This window comes from Dysgonomonas sp. PF1-14 (assembly GCF_029892965.1).
Taxonomy (GTDB): domain Bacteria; phylum Bacteroidota; class Bacteroidia; order Bacteroidales; family Dysgonomonadaceae; genus Dysgonomonas.
Window position 1 is genome coordinate 210327 of sequence record NZ_JARXWN010000007.1, and the last position, 19628, is coordinate 229954.

Genomic DNA, 19628 nt, shown 5'->3' on the forward strand with positions numbered 1-19628 from the left:
CCGAATAAAACAATAATTCCTTCCTGTCTGTTGTATCTACATCAAAAGATATGGTTTTGATAAATCATACATCTTTTCGTTTTTTTTAGTAAAAAATAGCATCGGGTATAATATTTGTTAATAATTATATTATATTTGCTATGTTAACTAAGAGAAAAAGAACAATAAAACTATAAAAAGCAGGCCTGTTTTAACTAGTGATAGAGTTGGTTTGTTTTGTATAATTTTATTGTACTTATTTTATAATCTATTAAAAATCAGTACGCATGAAGAAATTATTGTCCCTCTCACTGCTCTTGTTTCCACTAAGCCTTATGGCCAGTGAAGCAGACTTAAAAGTTCCCGATCTGGGAAGTGGTTATAATATCCTCCTATGGGGTCTTTTAATTCTGTTGCTTGGAATAGCATTCGGTTTAGTTCAATATTTCCACATCAAGAAACTACCTGTGCACAGCTCGATGCTGAACGTTTCAAAGACAATCTACGAAACGTGTAAAACCTATCTTTTGCAACAAGGCAGGTTTCTTTTTTATCTGCTGATCATTATTTCAGTAGTTATGCTTATCTATTTCGGATTCTTATCGAGCCCCGAAATCGTAGCAAAAGGAGAAGTGAGCCGGGTAACGTTCCTCATCTTCGTTCTATTCTGGACGGTACTTGGGATACTGGGCTCTTACGGTGTAGCATGGTATGGTATTCGCATCAACACACTGGCCAATTCGCGTACATCTTTTGCTTCTTTGCGCAAACGCCCTTGGGATGTGGTGAGTATTCCGCTGAAAGCCGGCATGAGTGTAGGTGTAATGCTTATTACGGTAGAGTTGATAATGATGCTTGTTATCCTCCTGTTCGTTCCGGGCGATATGGCGGGTGCATGCCTTATCGGGTTTGCCATAGGTGAATCGCTGGGAGCATCGGCATTGCGTATAGCAGGTGGTATTTTTACTAAGATAGCCGATATAGGCGCCGACCTGATGAAAATTGTCTTCAATATAAAAGAAGACGATCCGCGCAATCCGGGAGTGATAGCTGACTGTACGGGCGACAATGCCGGTGACAGTGTAGGCCCTACTGCCGACGGATTCGAAACATACGGGGTTACAGGTGTGGCTCTGATATCATTCATCGTACTTGCGGTACTCAACGTAGAATATCAGGCTGTATTTATTGTATGGATTTTTGTTATGCGTCTGATGATGCTGTTCACCTCTATTCTCTCTTACTACATCAATCAGGGTATTGCTACCGCAAAATACAGAAATTCGTTGAAATTCAACTTTGAGATACCTCTGACTGCCCTTATATGGATAACTTCCGTTATCTCTATTGTAGCCACGTATATCGCGAGCTATTTCATGCTGAAAGAAATGCCTAGCGGGCTATGGTGGAAACTGGCATCTATTATCAGTTGCGGAACTCTTGCCGCAGCTGTAATACCGGAACTGACGAAGGCATTTACAAGCTCATCTTCGCGCCATGTGAAAGAAGTGGTGACTGCATCTCGCGAAGGAGGCCCTTCTCTCAATATCTTGTCGGGAATGGTAGCCGGTAATTTTAGTGCCTTCTGGAAAGGTCTTACTATTGCTTTACTGATGGCAGTGGCTTATTTCATTTCTATGCAAGAACTGGGCGATATAATGTTGCATCCGTCTATCTTCGCATTCGGGCTGGTCGCATTCGGGCTATTGGGTATGGGGCCGGTAACTATTGCTGTAGATAGCTATGGGCCGGTAACAGACAATGCGCAATCGGTGTTTGAGCTTTCACGTATCGAGCATTTACCGAATATATCTGCCGAAATAGAAAAGGAATTCGGATTCGAACCCGACTTTGAAAAAGGGAAAGAATATCTGGAAGAAAACGATTCGGCAGGAAATACGTTCAAAGCTACAGCTAAACCCGTATTGATAGGTACTGCCGTTATAGGAGCTACCACGATGATATTTTCCATCATTCTGGTACTGGAAAAACTTGGCATACTCAACATAGACCTCATAGCTGCCCCTGTGCTGCTGGGGTTCATTTGTGGCGGATCGGTCATTTATTGGTTCTCCGGTGCATCTATGCAAGCCGTAACTACAGGCGCTTATCGTGCTGTTGAATATATAAAGAAACACATTAATCTGAACAAGGAGGAAGCTGATATTGAAGACTCGAAAGCCGTGGTGAAAATATGTACGAAATATGCCCAAGTGGGTATGTGGAATATTTTCCTCGCACTACTTTTCATCACATTGGCTTTTGCGTTCATCGACCCTAACTTTTTTGTGGCATACCTGATCTCTATAGCCGTATTCGGGCTGTTTCAGGCTATATATATGGCTAATGCAGGTGGTGCATGGGACAATGCAAAAAAGATTGTAGAAGTGGAGCTAAAAGAGCGAAATACTGACCTGCATGCTGCAACAGTTGTAGGCGACACTGTGGGCGATCCGTATAAAGATACATCGTCTGTTTCTCTGAATCCGATTATCAAGTTCTCTACCCTGTTCGGACTACTGGCTGTAGAAATAGCCATAGAGATACCGGGATATTACAAATGGATAGCAGGACTTATATTTCTCGCTGTAGCTCTGGTATTTGTGTATCGCTCATTCTATCAGATGAGAATCGTTAAAGAATAAACATAACTAAAAACGATAAATAAAGGGAGAGGATCTGGAATTCTCTCCCTATGTTTTTAATAATTAGATGATTGTGCTTCCCTTGTAGATTCTCGTGATACAAATGTTTTCAGCCAAACAAAATATTATGTACCTTTGCATGATGACAAAAACATTTAAGTCGGATTTGGTTTAGTAAACAATCTGTGTTTCTTATACAGATTGTCCTTTCGTTCTCTCTCGAATAGTTCTTTTCGGGAGTGATTCTTGTATTATTATAATTCTATTAAAAATCTGCGTACATTGTAGAAAGCATTGTTGTGCTTTCCTTGTATGCACAATACATTAAAATAATGAGTAACGAAAATAAAACTATTGAACCAAGTTCCAATGACTTCACACTCGACCAAGCAAATGAATTTGCTTCGTCCTCGCTTAATCGGACAATTCATGAATTCGACCTAAGTTTAATCTGTGAATTTTTCTCCAATATGGAACGACAAGGGCCCGGAAGCCCGGAGGTAACCATTAAAGCGCTGAGTTTTATAGATAATCTCACCGACCAGTCTCTTATTGCCGATCTCGGCTGTGGTACAGGCGGACAGACAATGACATTGGCACAGCACGTACCCGGACAGATTACCGGACTGGACTTGTTCCCCGATTTTATTGACATCTTCAATCGGAATGCCGAACAGTCTGGCTTGCACGACAGGGTAAAAGGCATTGTTGGCTCAATGGACGATCTGCCTTTTCAGGAGGGAGAACTAGACCTCATCTGGAGTGAAGGAGCCATTTACAATATCGGTTTCGAAAGGGGGCTGAACGAGTGGCGTAGATATCTGAAAGCAGGAGGATATATTGCTGTGTCGGAGAGTTCGTGGTTTACGGATGAACGTCCGGCAGAAATTCATAACTTCTGGGTAGACGCATATCCTGAAATAGATACTATTCCTAATCAGATAGCCAAGATTCACAAGGCCGGTTATCTTCCTGTAGCAACCTTTATACTGCCTGAAAACTGTTGGACAGAGCATTACTTTGCCAAGAAAGTAAAGGCACAGGAAATTTTCCTTGCTAAATATGCAGGAAATAAAGTTGCCGAAGAATTCAACGCTATGCAATCTTATGAAGGAGAACTATACAGCAAGTATAAAGAATTCTACGGTTATACGTTTTTCATTGCTAAAAAGGTAGGACAATGAATCAGTTAAATCCTTTTCAAAACTCGTAGATGAGGTGAAGAAGAAAAGGGCATTTGATCTTTATTTACAACAATGCAGGTATTTTAGAATGCCTGCATTGTTTATTAATAAAGCGAATTTGTGGTTGAAATAATACTTTCAATTACCGATCCGATTTACATACAATTAGTTACATAATAGTCGAAGTATTTACACCATGTGACAGTCTGGTCATAGAACTTCGTGTTTTTATATTTAGCCAGTTCTTTAAAATACTGCCTCTTCGTGATGAGAATGCCGTCATCGCCTTTATTATTATTGTATTTGTAATAATAGCCAACATCATTCCTATCATAATATTCTTCCTGCTCACATTTGGATAGAGCAAAGGCAATGCGTGCTTTTAGCTCTCTGTTTTGAGCTTGTTCATAAGCTTTTTGCAGATAGCCTGAAGATTCTCCGACATTATTATTGTAATATGTGCGATACGACTTAAAATATATATTCTGAGTGCCGTATATATCTTCCTTTTCTTGTAAATTATATTTCCAGCAGTTGCTATTATTTCGGTCGAATCGCAATACATGCCGGAAATATCCTGTACGGGTAGTATTGTAATAGAAGTTACCAAGCAGGTAGTTTGCCTTAGCGGCCAATTCTCCGCTTTGCTGCCCCGCATTTCTCAGTTTTATAAGCGTTTCGGTTATTTCTTTTATACTCATCATATCATTTATGTACGGAAAGTCCTTCAGGTAATCCGAGACCATCACTTCATCTTCTTCGCACTCGAAACATTCTATCTTGTTATATCCGAATATATTGCTTGATATAGTCCGATTATCGGCAAGTGTGGTTTTATTGAATGCATCCAGTGCTTTTTCCAGATAGGCATTCGCAAGGTATGCAATACCTCTGACATGGTTTATATATGATATGATATTCAGATTTTTATCATCGGGCGGAGTAATATTTTCTATAATAAGCTTTTCCAGATCATTCTTTCCTGATTTGCGATAAAAAGACTCTATTGCATCTAATAGCCCCAGATCAGGATTTTCTTCCATCTCTTTTATATTGTGATGTAATAGGAACGACTTAGCATAATCGCCTTGTAAATAATATCGGTTAGCCAATATATCGGTTACAAAGTTGTATGTACTGTAATTTATATACCTCTCATTCTCTCCCAGCGTTTCTTGGGCAGAGGGATTCAGCACATCTTTGTATCTGGAATATATATATATTTCATCTTCCATGCCGATAGCAGGACGTTCGCATATATCTATATACATATTCAGATTTCGAGTCTGTACCTTATATTTGTCATCTACCGTTTTTACCTTATCCAGATAATTTTTTGCCGAGGTAAAATCCTTATTTAAAAAATGAAGATAAGCAGTTGTGAGATACCAGAAATTCTTATCCTTTACCGATTCGGATGCGACCATCTTATTTGACAGAGCCATTGTATTTCTTAAAAATGTGATCATTTTGTTATCGGAAGGCAAAGGGTAGCGCTTGTCCTGCATATTGCTATGATCTACTCTGTAATAATAGGAAGGAATCATTTCCCGTTCTATCAGATTTACGGCTCTTGCCATCAATACTTTTGCCTGAATAGCATCGGGGCTTGTTTTCACGATCTTTTCTATTTCATTCAATGGATTGCTGAATGCAAAATATCCGAGCAGCAGATAGGCATCATTCTTTTCGTTTTCTGTCTTAGCCTGATCCAGAAATTCTTTTACAGAAAGTCCTTCAGTAAATTTCAGTGAGGTTACTGCCATTTGTTTCAGATTCTTCGAATTAGAAAATACCCTGAAAAAGTTATAATTGGCATCCATTATGTTGCCTAATCCCCTTTCTGCTCCTGCTTTTTGCGATAGGGCATGGTAATACATAGCAGGCTTATGATTGAGAGGCTCTACATAGGTATTGAAGAAATTAACAGCATCTTCGTATCTCCCGCTATAGTGGGCAAAACGAACAAGCTGATACCCGTAGCGCAATTTCAGTTCTTTATCCGGTAATGATTTCCATTTTTTTTGCAGATACAGGGTTACTTCATTATAGTTAAGCATATCGGCGCTATTCGTGTTTTCGGGATAGTAGTACCAGCTAGAGCCGGACGATTTGATAGACATATATGGTTCAAGGTATTTTGCATAAGACAGATATTCTAATGCTGCCTTGTGTTTTTTTGCAAAAGCCGGTGTAAGGAAGGCTAGTTTGGCATCATCTGTTTTTCTGCCTGCTATGATCTTATCTAAAGCCTCTTTTGATACATTGAATACCAGATAGCGGGTTTCGCTATAGCCCGTCCCCCAATATTTAGCCCATTCTTCTATATTTTCATTGCTGATACTTCCCGGAGCATCAGGCTCATAATAGGCATAAGCCAGTGTAAGCAGGAAAGGATAATATTGCGGATCATCTATTATTTCCTGCATAAACAGGTTGTAATAACCTCCGTCGTAGTAATCATCGCCTCCTCCGCAGGCAAATGTTCTGTTAACAAGCAATACGATAAATATGAATGACAAAAGTATCTTTTTCATAGTTGCAGACTTATTTGAGTTCATCTATAGTAAACCTTTCCAACAGTGGCTTATCCAAGTGATAGTATATGATATTGTAATCTTTATTTATTTTTTCGTCAAGGTATTGTTTGGCTTCATTCAACAATTCAGACGAGATACCTTCTGTCTTTACGATAAAACCTTTATTCATATATACTCCCTGAAAGAAGAAATCGTCTTTCGCTTCAAACTCATTATTGTTTACCTGCCGGAAAAATGTAGTGTCCATATCATTTTGGGTAACATTATTCAACAATTTTATTTTCCCCAAATGATTTGTTACTATAGCCCAAGAGTATAAAGGTAGGGCTACATCGAAATCGACAGGGTACGAATTTATATTCTTTGTATAGTCCTTCAACAGGGATATATCCAGTATTGAGTTTTTATCGGAATCGTCGGTAGGGTCGGAGGTAGCATAACACATCAACACTACTTTCTCTACAGGCGGTACTCCAGTAGTCTCCCTGTATTTCACCTGATGCAGACGAAGCGTACACGATATTGTTTTACCTGTTTTTTCTTTTAACAAAGACAGGAATGTAAAATAAGCAACTCTTGTGCTTTCAGTCCAGTCACAGTCTATCTGTATTTCATGGATATCAGATATGTTATTCGTTTCACATATTCGGTTTATCAATTCCGATACATTCCTTGCTGTTGATTTTATCGAATATTCGCTTATATCCAGAAAGGTTCGGTTAGTAATAAATACTACGGGTACATACTCAGTATCAAGCTCATTTGAATCGAATGCCCGTATTTTAGCTTTTGGCTCTATCCAATCGTTATTGATGTCTACATCAAAGAAACGCAGATATAATCTCTTACTATTAAGCTTTTTAAAATATTCTTTCTCTGTATCGCCTAATGATATGTTTGTTTTCCAATAATAAAAATCGACAGGATGTTTTTCAGGCTTGTGGCAGCCTGTTATAAACAATGATCCTCCAAAAATCAGCAACAGTAAGTATTTCATGCAAAGTATATATTCAGTAACTGTTTAAATTTGAGCGAAAATATTTCATATAACTGTTTCCTATTATTCTTTGGCTCTTATTTTTCTTCTTTCTTCTCTATTTTCTACTTTTCACTCTTGGTTTAGCCCGCTAAACCTGCGAATAAAAAGAAAAAAATATATTTGAAATAACACAAAATAAGATTGCCAATCAAATTTAAACAGTTACTCAAAGTTATAAAGATATAACAGTTTTGCAGCAACAGAAAATTAACGATTCAAAAATAGAAGGAAATATGAAGAATGAAAAGATTTATCTATAAGATATCAATGAGCTAATCTGGTAATGTGCTGATATGCCAATGAAAGCGGTCTTTGAATATATTGATTTTTTGTAATCTTTGTAAGGTTTTAGTTAAAATTATCTCACGCGAAGACGCTAAGGCGCAAAGAAAAATACTCGTAACTTGTAACTGCCCATAGGACGAAGAATTGAATTGAAAATCGACGGAGTCAAAATCGCTGAAGTGGATACGAGGCAAACTCGTAACTTTTGTAATCTTTGTCAGGTTTTAGTTAAAAACTAGTGTACTAGATTATAGAGTTACAGTATACTAGAAAAATAGAAATAAAAACTAGCAAGCTAGTAGCCTAAAGACTACTAAACTCGTAATTTTTGTCAGGTTTTAGTTAAAATGTGCAGGCAATATTCTTTAATATACTGGTTGTTAGAATGAAAAGTTTAAAAGCTACTGTTTGTTGAAAACTGCCATTTGTTTTATTTTCTTGTCGGAGCTATTTATCGTAACTTTACGTATTCAGAAAAAGAGGAAAATGCGATATGAATAATTTTGTACATCTACACGTTCACTCTCAATATTCGTTACTCGATGGTCAGGCCAGTATCCCTAATCTGGTAGATAAGGCCATAGCCGATGGAATGAAAGCTATCGCGCTTACGGATCATGGGGCAATGTTCGGTATTAAAGAGTTTTTCAATTATGTAAAAAAGAAGAACTCAAAATATGATGGCACTATAAAGGAGTTGAAGGCGGAGATAAAAAAACTGGAAAAAGAAGAATCATCTGCTGAAAACTCAGAAAAGATAGGCGAACTTAAAAACAAAATACACGAAGAAGAAGCAAAGCGATTCAAGCCGATTATAGGGTGCGAATGTTATGTGGCTCGTAGGGGAAGACATTATAAAGAAGGGAAACCCGATATGAGTGGCTGGCATCTCGTGGTACTGGCGAAGAATCTGAAAGGATATAAGAACCTGATCAAAATGGTATCGCATGGTTGGACTGAAGGTTTCTATATGCGTCCCCGTATCGATAAGGAATTGTTGGAGAAATATCATGAAGGGCTTATTGTCTCCACCGCCTGTCTGGGGGGCGAGGTACCCAAAAAGATTCAATCGGGTGATATGGAAGAGGCTGAGAAATCGGTACAATGGTTTAAAGACTTGTTCGGCGATGATTTTTACCTTGAACTGCAACGCCATAAGACAAACCGCCCCGATGCCAATAGCGAAGCTTATCCTTTACAACAGAATGTGAATGCCGAACTGCTGCGTATCGGTGAAAAAATGGGCGTGAAAGTAATCGCAACCAACGATGTGCACTTTGTAGATGAAACCGATGCAGATGCTCACGACCGCCTCATCTGTCTGAGTACCGGTAAAGATTTTGACGATCCGAAGCGTATGCGTTATACGAAGCAGGAATGGTTGAAAACTAAAGCTGAGATGAGCCAGATATTTGCCGATGTGCCACAAGTATTGGAAAACACAAAGGAAATAGCTGACAAGGTAGAATTTTATTCGATAGACTCCGATGCTTTGATGCCGTTCTTTACCATAGATGCATCTTTCGGTACAGAAGAGGGATACAAGATAATGTATTCGGAAGAAGATTTGATAAAAGAATTCGGAGAACAGGAATATAAGCGTCTGGGCGGATACGACAAAGTGATCAGAATAAAACTGGAAGCGGATTATCTGCGCCATCTGACCATGATCGGAGCCGACAAGCGTTACGGGAAAGACAGAAATGCTGAGGTTGTAGAGCGTCTCGATTTTGAGCTAGATGTAATGAAAACGATGGGCTTTCCCGGATACTTCCTTATCGTTCAGGACTTTATCGCAGCAGCCCGCGATATGGGTGTTGCCGTAGGTCCGGGACGTGGTTCGGCTGCGGGCTCGGCTGTTGCTTACTGTCTGGGAATCACAGATATAGACCCTATCAAATATGACTTACTGTTTGAGCGTTTCCTTAACCCCGACCGTATATCGATGCCCGATATTGATATCGACTTCGATGACGACGGACGCGGTAAGGTACTCAAATGGGTGACTGATAAGTATGGACAGGAGCGCGTGGCGCACATTATTACATACGGTACAATGGCTACCAAGTCGGCGATAAAAGACGTAGCGCGCGTGCAAAAACTTCCACTGGCAGAATCGAACCGTCTGGCAAAGTTTGTTCCCGACCGTATTCCCGATAAAAAGAAGGTGACATTGAGGGATGCAATAGAATATGTGCCCGAACTAAAAGAGGCAGCGAGCAGTAGTGACCCTGTGATGCGTGATACGCTCAAATATGCGCAGATGCTCGAAGGTAATGTACGAAATACAGGTGTACATGCCTGTGGAATCATTATCGGGCAGCAGGCTATTTCGGACATTGTACCTGTGAGTACGGCAGAAGATAAGGAGACAGGTGAGAACATTCTTGTTACCCAATATGAGGGTACGGTGATTGAAGAAACCGGACTTATAAAAATGGACTTCTTGGGGCTAAAAACCCTTTCTATAATAAAGGAAGCCATTGATAATATAAAACATACGACAGGTGAAAAAGTCGATATAGATAACATATCCCTTGAAGATCCGAAGACATATGAATTGTACAGTCAGGGTAAGACTACAGGTACGTTCCAGTTTGAGTCTGCCGGTATGCAGAAGTACCTGAAAGCGCTGCAACCATCCAAATTTGAAGACCTGATAGCCATGAATGCCCTGTATCGTCCGGGACCAATGGATTATATACCCTCCTTTATCGCCCGTAAACATGGAGAGGAAGAGATAACTTATGATATCCCTGTCATGGAACGTTATCTGAACGATACGTATGGTATTACAGTATATCAGGAACAGGTCATGTTGCTTTCCCGTTTGCTTGCCGACTTTACTCGTGGTCAGTCGGATGAGTTGCGTAAGGCGATGGGTAAGAAGCTGATAGATAAGATGAATGCCTTGAAGGAGAAATTCCTTGCCGGAGGTATGAAAAACGGACACGATAAAAAGACACTGGAAAAGATATGGGCCGACTGGGAGAAGTTTGCATCATACGCTTTCAACAAGTCCCATGCTACCTGTTATTCGTGGGTCGCTTATCAGACCGCATGGCTGAAAGCCAACTATCCATCGGAATATATGGCTGCTGTACTTTCTCGTAACTTATCCAATATAACGGAAATTACCAAGTTTATGGATGAGTGCAAAGCCATGAGCATGAATGTACTTGGCCCTGATGTGAACGAATCATTTCTGAAATTCTCTGTGAATAAAGTCGGAGATATTCGTTTCGGGCTGGCCGCAGTGAAAGGAGTCGGAGAAGGTGCCGTAATGAATATAATTGAAGAACGGGAGAAAAACGGCCCTTTCAAAGATGTATTCGATTTTGTAGAACGTGTAAACCTTAGTTCATGCAACAAGAAGAATATAGAATCTTTGGCATTAGCCGGAGCATTTGATGCCTTTCCGGAAGTCAGCAGAGAGCAGTTCTTTGGTATCAGTACTAAAGGTGAGACTTTTATCGATTTGCTTATTCGTTATGGGAATAAATACCAGGTAGATAAGGATCAGGCTGCAAACTCATTGTTCGGCGACGATAGGTCTTTCGATATTGCCCGTCCCGAAATACCGAAGGTGGAGAAATGGTCTGATCTGGAGCGTCTAAATAAAGAACGTGAACTGATTGGTATTTACTTATCGGCTCACCCGTTGGATGACTATAAGCTTATACTAAATTATGTATGCAATGTGGGCATGTCTGAAATAGAGGATAAAGACGCATTGAAGAATAAAGAGGTATCTGTAGGTGGCCTTGTAACCGGTATTCGCGAGGGGATGACAAAAAACGGCAAGCCATATATGATATTACGGATTGAGGACTTTACAGGTAGCGGAGAGATACCTTTATTCGGCGATAATTATATCAATTTCGGTAAATACGGCCGTCCCGGATTATATGTGTTTATAAAAGGCCGTGTGCAAGGTACAAGATATGACGAAAACAAGCTGGAGCTTAAGATAAACTCTATCCAGCTTTTGCCTGATGTGAAAGACAGATTGATAGAGAAAATAACAATTACTTTACCATTGCATGATATGAATAATCAGATGGTAGAAGAATTATCTACTTTAACAAAAAACAATCCGGGTAATTCATTGTTATATTTTCAGGTAGTCGATGGCGAACGCAATATGAAAGTAGATTTGTTTTCACGCAGTATGAAAATAAATGTGAAACAGGAACTAATTGATTATCTGATAGAAAATGAAAGTTTTGTATTTAAGGTAAATTGAAATTTTCATATTTTAAATAGATTAATTACCTTTGCAGGGCAAAACAAGCAAATAGAAATAATAAATAATTATAAAAAACAAATAGACAAAAGTTATGGCTTTAGAAGTTACAGATGCAGGATTTGAAGATTTGTTGAAATCGGATAAGCCTATAGTATTAGATTTTTGGGCAGAATGGTGCGGCCCGTGCCGCATGGTAGGTCCTATCGTAGAAGAACTGGCTACAGAGTACGAGGGAAAGGTTACTATCGGGAAAGTAGATGTTGACAACAATGATGAGATCACTTCTAAATACGGTATCCGCAATATACCTACAATCCTGTTTATCAAAAACGGAGAAGTTGTAGACAAGCAAGTTGGAGCAGCACAGAAAGCTGTTTTAGCAGAGAAAGTTGAAAACCTGTTGAAATAACAAGATTTTCATTATACTAACTGAGATACGAAAAGAGGTTGCCAACTATTGAGTTGGCAGCCTTTTTCAATGAAAGAAATTGTAATTATGTATATAGTGTTTGGTTGACTATCTCAGTTCTTTGGAGCTTTTGTCTTGATAACTATTACTCCATTCTTGCCTTTTTCGCCATACTGTTCTGTTGCACTTGAGTCTTTAAATACCTCTACCGATTCGATAGTAGCCGGATCTATTGATTGCAGTTCAGCTTCAGAAGCTTCCTTGCCATCTATAATAACCAGAGCATCATTGATTTTGAAATCGGGACTTGCCGTAACATGTATGCTGCTTTTCTTGCTCGAACCAATGGGTATTATTGTCATTTTATTTGCCTTATCACTTTTTGGATTGTCTTTTGCATATTCTTTTGTATAGATCAGTACTACTCCGTTTTTAGCTTCTTCTCCATAAGTTTTTATAGCTGACTTACCCTTCAATACATTCATTTGGTCTATATCATCAGGAGATATCTTGCTCATTTTATTATTAGGTACGATTTTTCCATCTACAATTATCAATGGCAATTCTTCCGAAGATGCGCCTACTCCGTTTATTCTGATCTTTACAGGTTTACCTTTTGTGATGCTTTCATCGTTATTGTCTTTATTATCAGAATCGTACTGGATAGATCTAATTTTGTCGTGAGTAACTTTCGGATTTAATGAATCTTTTTTTGTAGAGATCGAAATTGTACCATTATTATCTTCCTGTGCATCAGACACTAGCTTACCGTTTACAATTACTATGGGGTTGTTGTCGTCTGATTCGAATGTTGCCTGTACTTTCAATGTATTGTTGACAACACTATCTTTGTGCCCGATAATTATGAACTGCTTTTGCTTCACACTATCCTTGCTATCAGTTATTATCGATAGATTCATATCTACGCTATCTTTCAGTATTTCAGACACATCAGGTTGATCGAAGATGTAGCGTGGTGTTGCCGAAACCCATATAAAAGCACCGAATGCAGGAATGACAATCAATGTAGCGATTCTTTTCCACGATGCGCTTTTTGCTTTCTTTATCATGTTCAAGCGGTTTAGTGGTTTTGAATAACTGAATGAATTGGAGAAAGAGAATACAGGACCCCTGAACTCCTGATTGATAAGTACAGCCTGATACAATGCAGGAGAAATGCCCGAATCGATGACTGCCTTATCAGCCAGAAACTCATGATTTTCTTTCAGCAGATGGACATAAACCCAAACCAGAGGGTTGAACCATTGTAGCAGGAGCATGCTTTCGCTGCATAAGAGGTCTATCCAGTGCTTTTGATCTATATGCGTTATTTCATGTTTCAGAATAAGCTCTTTTTCTGTGTTGCTCAGGTTACTTGTATTTATGAGTATATAGTCCAGTACGGTAAAGGGTGACTTAATGTCTTTATTCTCTATTATTTTATAACCGTTGCCCTGCGATCTTTGTCCGTTACGGATGAGTCCATACAGACTTTTGTATGTATAGATGTTTCGTATTACCAGAAACGATATTCCTATCAGATAAAAAGCGGATAGTATAGTCCAGATGCTGATTGCTTGACTTTCGGCAATTGGAGCTACAGTTTCGGTACTTTCCGTATCGAATGCGACAGGCAGGCTTACGACTACATCGTAAGTATATTTGATAGCCGGAATAACAAGTGATGTAATAAACCCGACCAGCAGAAAAACACGATTGAACTTGAAAAAGGTAGTCTTTCTCAGGAATAGCGTATATACTACAAGAAATATCCCCAGACAAATGCCTGTTTTAGCTATGTAAATGATGAATGTTTCCATAATCAGTCCTTTTTGTTGTTTTCTTCCTCAAGGGCTTTGCGTGTGTCTTCAAGCATCTTGTCCATATCTTCTACAGTCAGGTTACTCTCTTTGGCAAAGAAAGACACCATAGACGAGAACGAGCCATCGAAATAGTTCTTTACGAAACCGAAAAGCTGTTTCTTGGAATACTCATCTTTGGCTACAGTTGCTCTGTATATATTGGAGCGTCCCTCACTACGGTGTGTGGCAAAATCCTTATTTTCAAGTATGGTCAATATTGTAGCTATCGTTGTACGTGCAGGTTTACTATCGGTAAATTCTTTCAGTATATCTTGTACCGTTCCTTCCCCTAGAGTCCACAATATCTGCATTATCTGTTCTTCGGCTTTGGTTAGTTGCATGTTATTTAAGTTTTACTTTCTAATTCAAAATTATATGGTAAATATACGTCTATTATTTTAGACTAAATATTTTTTAGTCTATTTTTTTAGTCAAAAGATACAAATATCTTAGAATAGGACAAAACCGATGAAAATATTTTGACTAAAACCTGACAAAAATTACGAGTTTAGTAGTCTTTAGTCTACTAGCTTGCTAGTTTTTATTTCTATTTTTCTAGTATACTATAACTCTATAATCTAGTACACTAGTTTTTAACTAAAACCTTACAAAGATTACAAAAGTTACGAGTTTGCCTCGTATCCACTTCAGCGATTTTGACTCCGTCTATTTTCAATTCAATTCCTCGCCCTATGGGCAGTTACAAGTTACGAGTATTTTTCTTTGTGTCTTTGCGTCTTCGCGTGAGATAATTTTAACTAAAACCTTACAAAGATTACAAAAAATCAATATATTTATAATCGAAAAATCTAAAAGTACACATTTTAAAAACTAAATGTGCACGAAAATAATAAAAATGATGCAATACTCCAAGCGCTCTATTATCGTTGAAATATGACGAAATAAAGCGCTTTTTTATGCTATAAATGCTTGTGTATTACAATAGTTTTTTGTACCTTTATAGTATATATGAGAGGTAAAAGGTCTATGAGAATATTACATTTTACGCTCAAGAATTATCATTTAATTACAGTTTAAATATACTTTAAACGTGGTTTTATGAAGTAATGATTCTTTCCTTTTTCAAATATCTACACCATGCCCAGCTTTTGCGAGCTGTGAGATAGTTTTCGCTGCGGTCGTTGGCGTATGCTTCACGCTCGAATGATATGTTATAGTATGCAGTCATGGCATTGCGGTACTGTGCCAGCCGTATCAACCACTCTACCCCATACCACAAATAAAAGAAAAGATAGAGCATTTCGCGCATTTGCCTGCTATGTATGCTTTCGTGCTGTATGGTACGCCCTGAGACCTTTATGCCATAACGTGCAAAGAGATACCCGAACAGATTGATAGCATCAAACCTTTTAGGCGGTAGCCATTTGTTATAAATTATTTTCATATATTTACAGAGTTTTAAGTTTTAATCGTAATGAAAAAGATATTTGTCTTATTTGTTTTTGTTTTCTCACTTGTTTCTTGCCATCGAAGCAATCAGTATGTGTATATTGAGGTTTTGGACGACTACGACCTATTTGAACAACCCAAAATAACTATATCCGATGGAGATGTTTTTGAGGCTGAAAACGATTCTATTGCCTACTGTATCGCTGTTGATAAATTTTTCAGAAGCATATATGCTTCAAAAATGACAGAGGAACGGTTAATGAAAGCGGGTAAGCCTATGAAAGTAAGAAGCCCTAAAGAATTTGTATTATATACAAAAGACAGCCTCGATATATCCGGCGGCGAACATTTAAGCAATCCGGCTGAAATAATAGAAAACATTGACAATAAATATAAAGAGCTTACCGCTGATAAATAAAAATTGACTACAACATGAAAAAACTATTTACCCTTATCTTACTTGCAACCCTATTTGTTAGCTGTAGCTCAGACGATGACAACGACATTGAACCAAAACAGGACTATACAAGCTTTGTCGTTACTGTTGAAACTTCAAACGTTCTAAAAAACTGCGTAGCCGGATATTATACTAAAGACGGAAAATGTAAGAAACTTGGTGATTTGGGAGAACTTACAAAGGGTGTTTATTCTCCCGAAATCAGAGTTGATATTGATACATTGACTAGGGTATATTTCTTTACAAATACTACAATGTGGTGGCGTTCTAAAAACCCACACATTCTTACGAAGAATCAAAAAAATGTAATAATAATTGACAATAATACATCAGGTATAGAGGTGTCGGATTGGCCAGAATAAATACTCAAGGCACTATCTTTATAAAGTTATTACTATCTATATATAATTGTCCTGCTTCTAGTACACCTATCGGATTATCCATCTTAGGTAATCCTTTTAGTACAAAAATCAGAAAGTTTTTATATGTTGGTGAGCGCCCATCGCCCCAGTCTATCAATATGCGCCGAGTATCATTATTGCTACTACCTGAAAAGCTCATACCCGTTAAGAACAAATTTGTGTTTTGCCCCCATTTTGAAGCAAATATTGCACTTGGAGCGGCAACAGTAGCCCCCGAAGAATCATATTTTGATAGGACAACGCTCCCCTCTACTCTTCCGACACTATTCGTTTCACTAAGGCTAAATACTTCGAGATTTGCCCCCTCAAAATCTAACCTAAAATTATTGGCAGGGTCTTTTGTCGAGAACTTACCATTTGCAACAATATCAGCGTTCATTATTTCGAGTAAGCCAGTAATAACATTCCATGCTAAATAGCGGTTGTCGTCTCCTATTTTGAGTTGATTGTTTAACAGATCAAAATAGCTGTTTCCGTTACTGCTTATAATCTTATCTGTAGTAATCCTGCCGGGCAAAATCTCTGTAAAACCAAACACCTCAGTAAACAAGCGGCTGCCCTCTTCGTCTTCGCTGGTGAGAATGCCAACAAGAAAATGATAGTAATCATTTACAGCATCCATCTTTATGCCGTCTTCGCTGATCAGGTAGCCAGCATCGGAATAGTCGGTTTTGGAACATTTTAGATATAAAAAATAGCTTTTATGCGTATCTGTCAGCACATCTGACTGATAGGCTTTCGTGTCCCAAAACTTATACTCATTTGGCTTGTGGCTTGAAGAAAGCGAAACAATGCCGAGCGTCATATGCTGTATAATGCCTACAGGACATATCAGCCGTTTATCAGACAGATCGTAATATATGCCGCTTGGCACAGTAGCCGGATTGTCCTTGTTATCTACATAACGAAATTGTAAGCTTTCGTCACCTATAAGCAGCATCATTGTCTGTATAGCTATCGGCTTAATAGACCCCTCGAAATCGAGCATCGCATCAGCAAGTTTTTGCAAAGTCTCATTCGATTGCTTAAAATTCCGTTTTGCATATTCCTTTACCTCTCTGTCCTTGCGGTCTACCGCCTGCTGCTGTGTCGGTATCTCGTTGATCACTGCACCCAGTGTGCGGCTTGTTATGCTGTTGGCTATGGTGATCTCAGGACTTTGCGGGTCGTTTACGGGTTCTTTTACCGCTACTATGCGCACATCTACCGCATCGGGCAGGAACTGAGGGTCTGAGAACCGTACAAAGAAGCCGATATTGAGAAAGCCCCGTATCTCGCCCCAGTTCCTCTTAGCGTATATGCCATCGAGCGGCCAGCGGTACGAATATTGCGGTTGCTCGTTTTCCCACAGGTACTTAACCGTTTCCTGTAGCGCTTCGGTTTCGGCAAGGGTGATATAGTTATCAGGCATACGCATATGAAAAACGGCATACGTGTCGCCTATGGCGGGTATGATATTGCCCTGCGGGTATATCAGCCCATTATCGTCGATAGGTACAAGCTCGAACTTTCGGGTAGCATGTATGTAATTTACATCAAACTCCTTGCCTGCCAGTTGCCCCGTCTGAAATATCAGCGTCATGGTCTCGCCTGCGATAATCATTTTAGAATAATCGAGGTCGTCGGGTATGCTGCTGTCAATGATGTTATAAAAGCCCTGCTGGTCGTTTATCTCTTCTACTGCCGAAACCGTACCCACCCGCTTAGGGTAGAACTTCGACACGTCGAGGCTGTCCTCTTCGCCAGCCAGCGGCTCGGCGCGCTCCAAGTATGAGCCCGAAGCATCCGTTTTATAATCTATGCCCTCGTAAGTTATAAGCTCGTTTTTGGGTAACAGCAAAGTGCCGTTGCCGTATGTAGATCGGTCTATATTGCGGTCGCCCCCCTCAATATACACGCGGTTGATAATACGAGAACTGTCGAACTGCGAGCGGCGAATACCGCCAAGTATGCCGTTGTCGTAACCATAGGACAGGTCGATAGCCGAATCTTTCATTTTCTCGACCTTGCCGATATTGAGCGTAAACTTGTCAAGCTCCCATTCGGTATTAAAGGCATCGGCAAGCTTAGGCAGCACATCGTAACAAAAATCGTGGTTAAAATCCATGACAACGGGTTCGCTGTCGATGCAGTCGCCCACCGTCCAAGCATATTGCGGGTATTTGAGCTTCAAGTTTGCTACCAGCAGATCGGCAGCCATGCGCGGGGTCGCCGTTAACGGGAACTTTAGCGTAAAAGGGCTTGTAGGCTTTATCAGCCCGTTGTCTGTCACATAGTCGAAAAACTTGAACTTGGTAGACTTGAGAAAACAAATAGCGCCCTCAAGGCTCAGCGTGTAGCTAAACTTTTGGCTGTGCTCCTTTACATAGTCTACAGCGCGTGGCATCCAGTAGCGCTCTGCTTTGAAGTCACAATATGAGCCCTCAATAATGGGCACAAATTCGGGCAGTGAGAAACGAAGCTCTAAACTGTTAGCCCCCATAATTTCGACAAGGCAGTAGCTTGCATCGTCTACCGGAATGTCAAGCAATAATTCGTTATTCGGGTTGTATATTTGCATAGCTATTTTTTTACGCTGTTAAACTTGCTTTTTCATTATCAGTCAGTATGCGGTCGAATACAGCGAGATATAAAATACCCTCGTTGTTCAAGTCCTGATCTATGTTCCATGTTCCTGCTGTTTTATCGAGTACCACATTTTGTTTGGTTGTTTTCATATATACCGAGCAGGCTACAGGCAAATTGTAGCTAAGCAGATCGGCGGCACGGGTTGCGGCTGTAGTGGAAGTGGGGATGTAAGAAGTTGGAGTGTCTCCAAGCTCAACTTGAAATCCACTTACTATTACATCATCTGCATTATTTGTCTGATATTTATAAGGACCAAACCAGCGAATAGCACCTGTATTGGCGTAAGTGGCACTAGTTCTGTAAACATCATTGTTTACTAACTTCTCGGTATGTGCATTAGAATTGTAAGAATAATGTGCATTAGCACTATTACTTACCCCCGTTATAACAGGGCTGCCATCTAAAGCCATTGCAAAATTTGATAGTGTATAAGTATCTACTGCAAGTCCGGCAATACTTTGTAGATAATTCTTTGCTCCCTCACTAGGCCGATATAGTCGAACGCCGCGTATAAAATAG

The 19628-nt window shown here is 39.4% G+C and carries 13 protein-coding genes; 6 read left to right on the forward strand and 7 right to left on the reverse strand.

Annotated elements, in window-relative coordinates:
• Positions 1-266: 266 nt before the first annotated feature.
• Entirely contained in the window at positions 267-2624 is a 2358-nt protein-coding gene (locus M2448_RS10665) for a sodium-translocating pyrophosphatase (RefSeq protein WP_280645990.1), read from the forward strand.
• A gap of 332 nt (positions 2625-2956) precedes the next feature.
• Positions 2957-3808, forward strand: a complete 852-nt coding sequence (locus M2448_RS10670; protein ID WP_280645989.1) for a class I SAM-dependent methyltransferase — start codon at positions 2957-2959, stop codon at positions 3806-3808.
• A 155-nt stretch (positions 3809-3963) separates the two neighbouring features.
• Here M2448_RS10670 and M2448_RS10675 read toward each other — a convergent pair whose 3' ends face one another.
• Together M2448_RS10675 and M2448_RS10680 are read right to left on the reverse strand one after the other, a co-directional pair.
• Positions 3964-6345, reverse strand: coding sequence for a hypothetical protein (locus M2448_RS10675; protein WP_280645988.1), 2382 nt, complete (start codon positions 6343-6345; stop codon positions 3964-3966).
• 10 nt (positions 6346-6355) lie between these two features.
• Positions 6356-7345 (reverse strand): hypothetical protein, encoded by a 990-nt coding sequence (locus tag M2448_RS10680; RefSeq protein WP_280645987.1) that lies wholly within the window; start codon positions 7343-7345, stop codon positions 6356-6358.
• An 820-nt stretch (positions 7346-8165) separates the two neighbouring features.
• Here M2448_RS10680 and dnaE point away from each other — a divergent pair.
• Positions 8166-11918, forward strand: a complete 3753-nt coding sequence (dnaE, locus tag M2448_RS10685; RefSeq protein ID WP_280645986.1) for a DNA polymerase III subunit alpha — start codon at positions 8166-8168, stop codon at positions 11916-11918.
• A 94-nt stretch (positions 11919-12012) separates the two neighbouring features.
• Complete coding sequence (gene trxA / locus M2448_RS10690; RefSeq protein WP_280645985.1) at positions 12013-12330, forward strand: thioredoxin; 318 nt, start codon at positions 12013-12015, stop codon at positions 12328-12330.
• Positions 12331-12443: 113 nt separating this feature from the next.
• Here the strand turns inward: trxA and M2448_RS10695 are convergent, their stop codons facing one another.
• The 3 genes from M2448_RS10695 to M2448_RS10705 all read right to left on the reverse strand — a co-directional run bounded on the left by M2448_RS10695 (position 12444) and on the right by M2448_RS10705 (position 15597).
• A complete protein-coding gene (locus tag M2448_RS10695; protein WP_280645984.1) occupies positions 12444-14150 on the reverse strand; it encodes a M56 family metallopeptidase in 1707 nt (568 codons plus the stop codon).
• 2 nt (positions 14151-14152) lie between these two features.
• Positions 14153-14533, reverse strand: a complete 381-nt coding sequence (locus M2448_RS10700) for a BlaI/MecI/CopY family transcriptional regulator (RefSeq protein WP_280645983.1) — start codon at positions 14531-14533, stop codon at positions 14153-14155.
• Between the two features lie 716 nt (positions 14534-15249).
• Positions 15250-15597, reverse strand: coding sequence for a hypothetical protein (locus M2448_RS10705; protein WP_280645982.1), 348 nt, complete (start codon positions 15595-15597; stop codon positions 15250-15252).
• Between the two features lie 30 nt (positions 15598-15627).
• Here M2448_RS10705 and M2448_RS10710 point away from each other — a divergent pair, with 30 nt between their 5' ends.
• Positions 15628-16020, forward strand: a complete 393-nt coding sequence (locus M2448_RS10710) for a hypothetical protein (RefSeq protein ID WP_280645981.1) — start codon at positions 15628-15630, stop codon at positions 16018-16020.
• A 14-nt stretch (positions 16021-16034) separates the two neighbouring features.
• The gene (locus M2448_RS10715; protein WP_280645980.1) at positions 16035-16421 is read left to right on the forward strand and encodes a hypothetical protein; all 387 of its coding nucleotides are present in this window, start codon (positions 16035-16037) and stop codon (positions 16419-16421) included.
• A 4-nt stretch (positions 16422-16425) separates the two neighbouring features.
• On the opposite strand, the gene M2448_RS10720 is transcribed toward M2448_RS10715, so the two are convergent.
• Positions 16426-19041 carry a hypothetical protein gene (locus M2448_RS10720; RefSeq protein WP_280645979.1) on the reverse strand — a complete coding sequence of 872 codons (2616 nt, stop codon included), beginning with the start codon at positions 19039-19041 and terminating at the stop codon, positions 16426-16428.
• 10 nt (positions 19042-19051) lie between these two features.
• Positions 19052-19628: hypothetical protein (locus tag M2448_RS10725; protein ID WP_280645978.1), on the reverse strand; the 577-nt coding region annotated here is incomplete at its 5' end.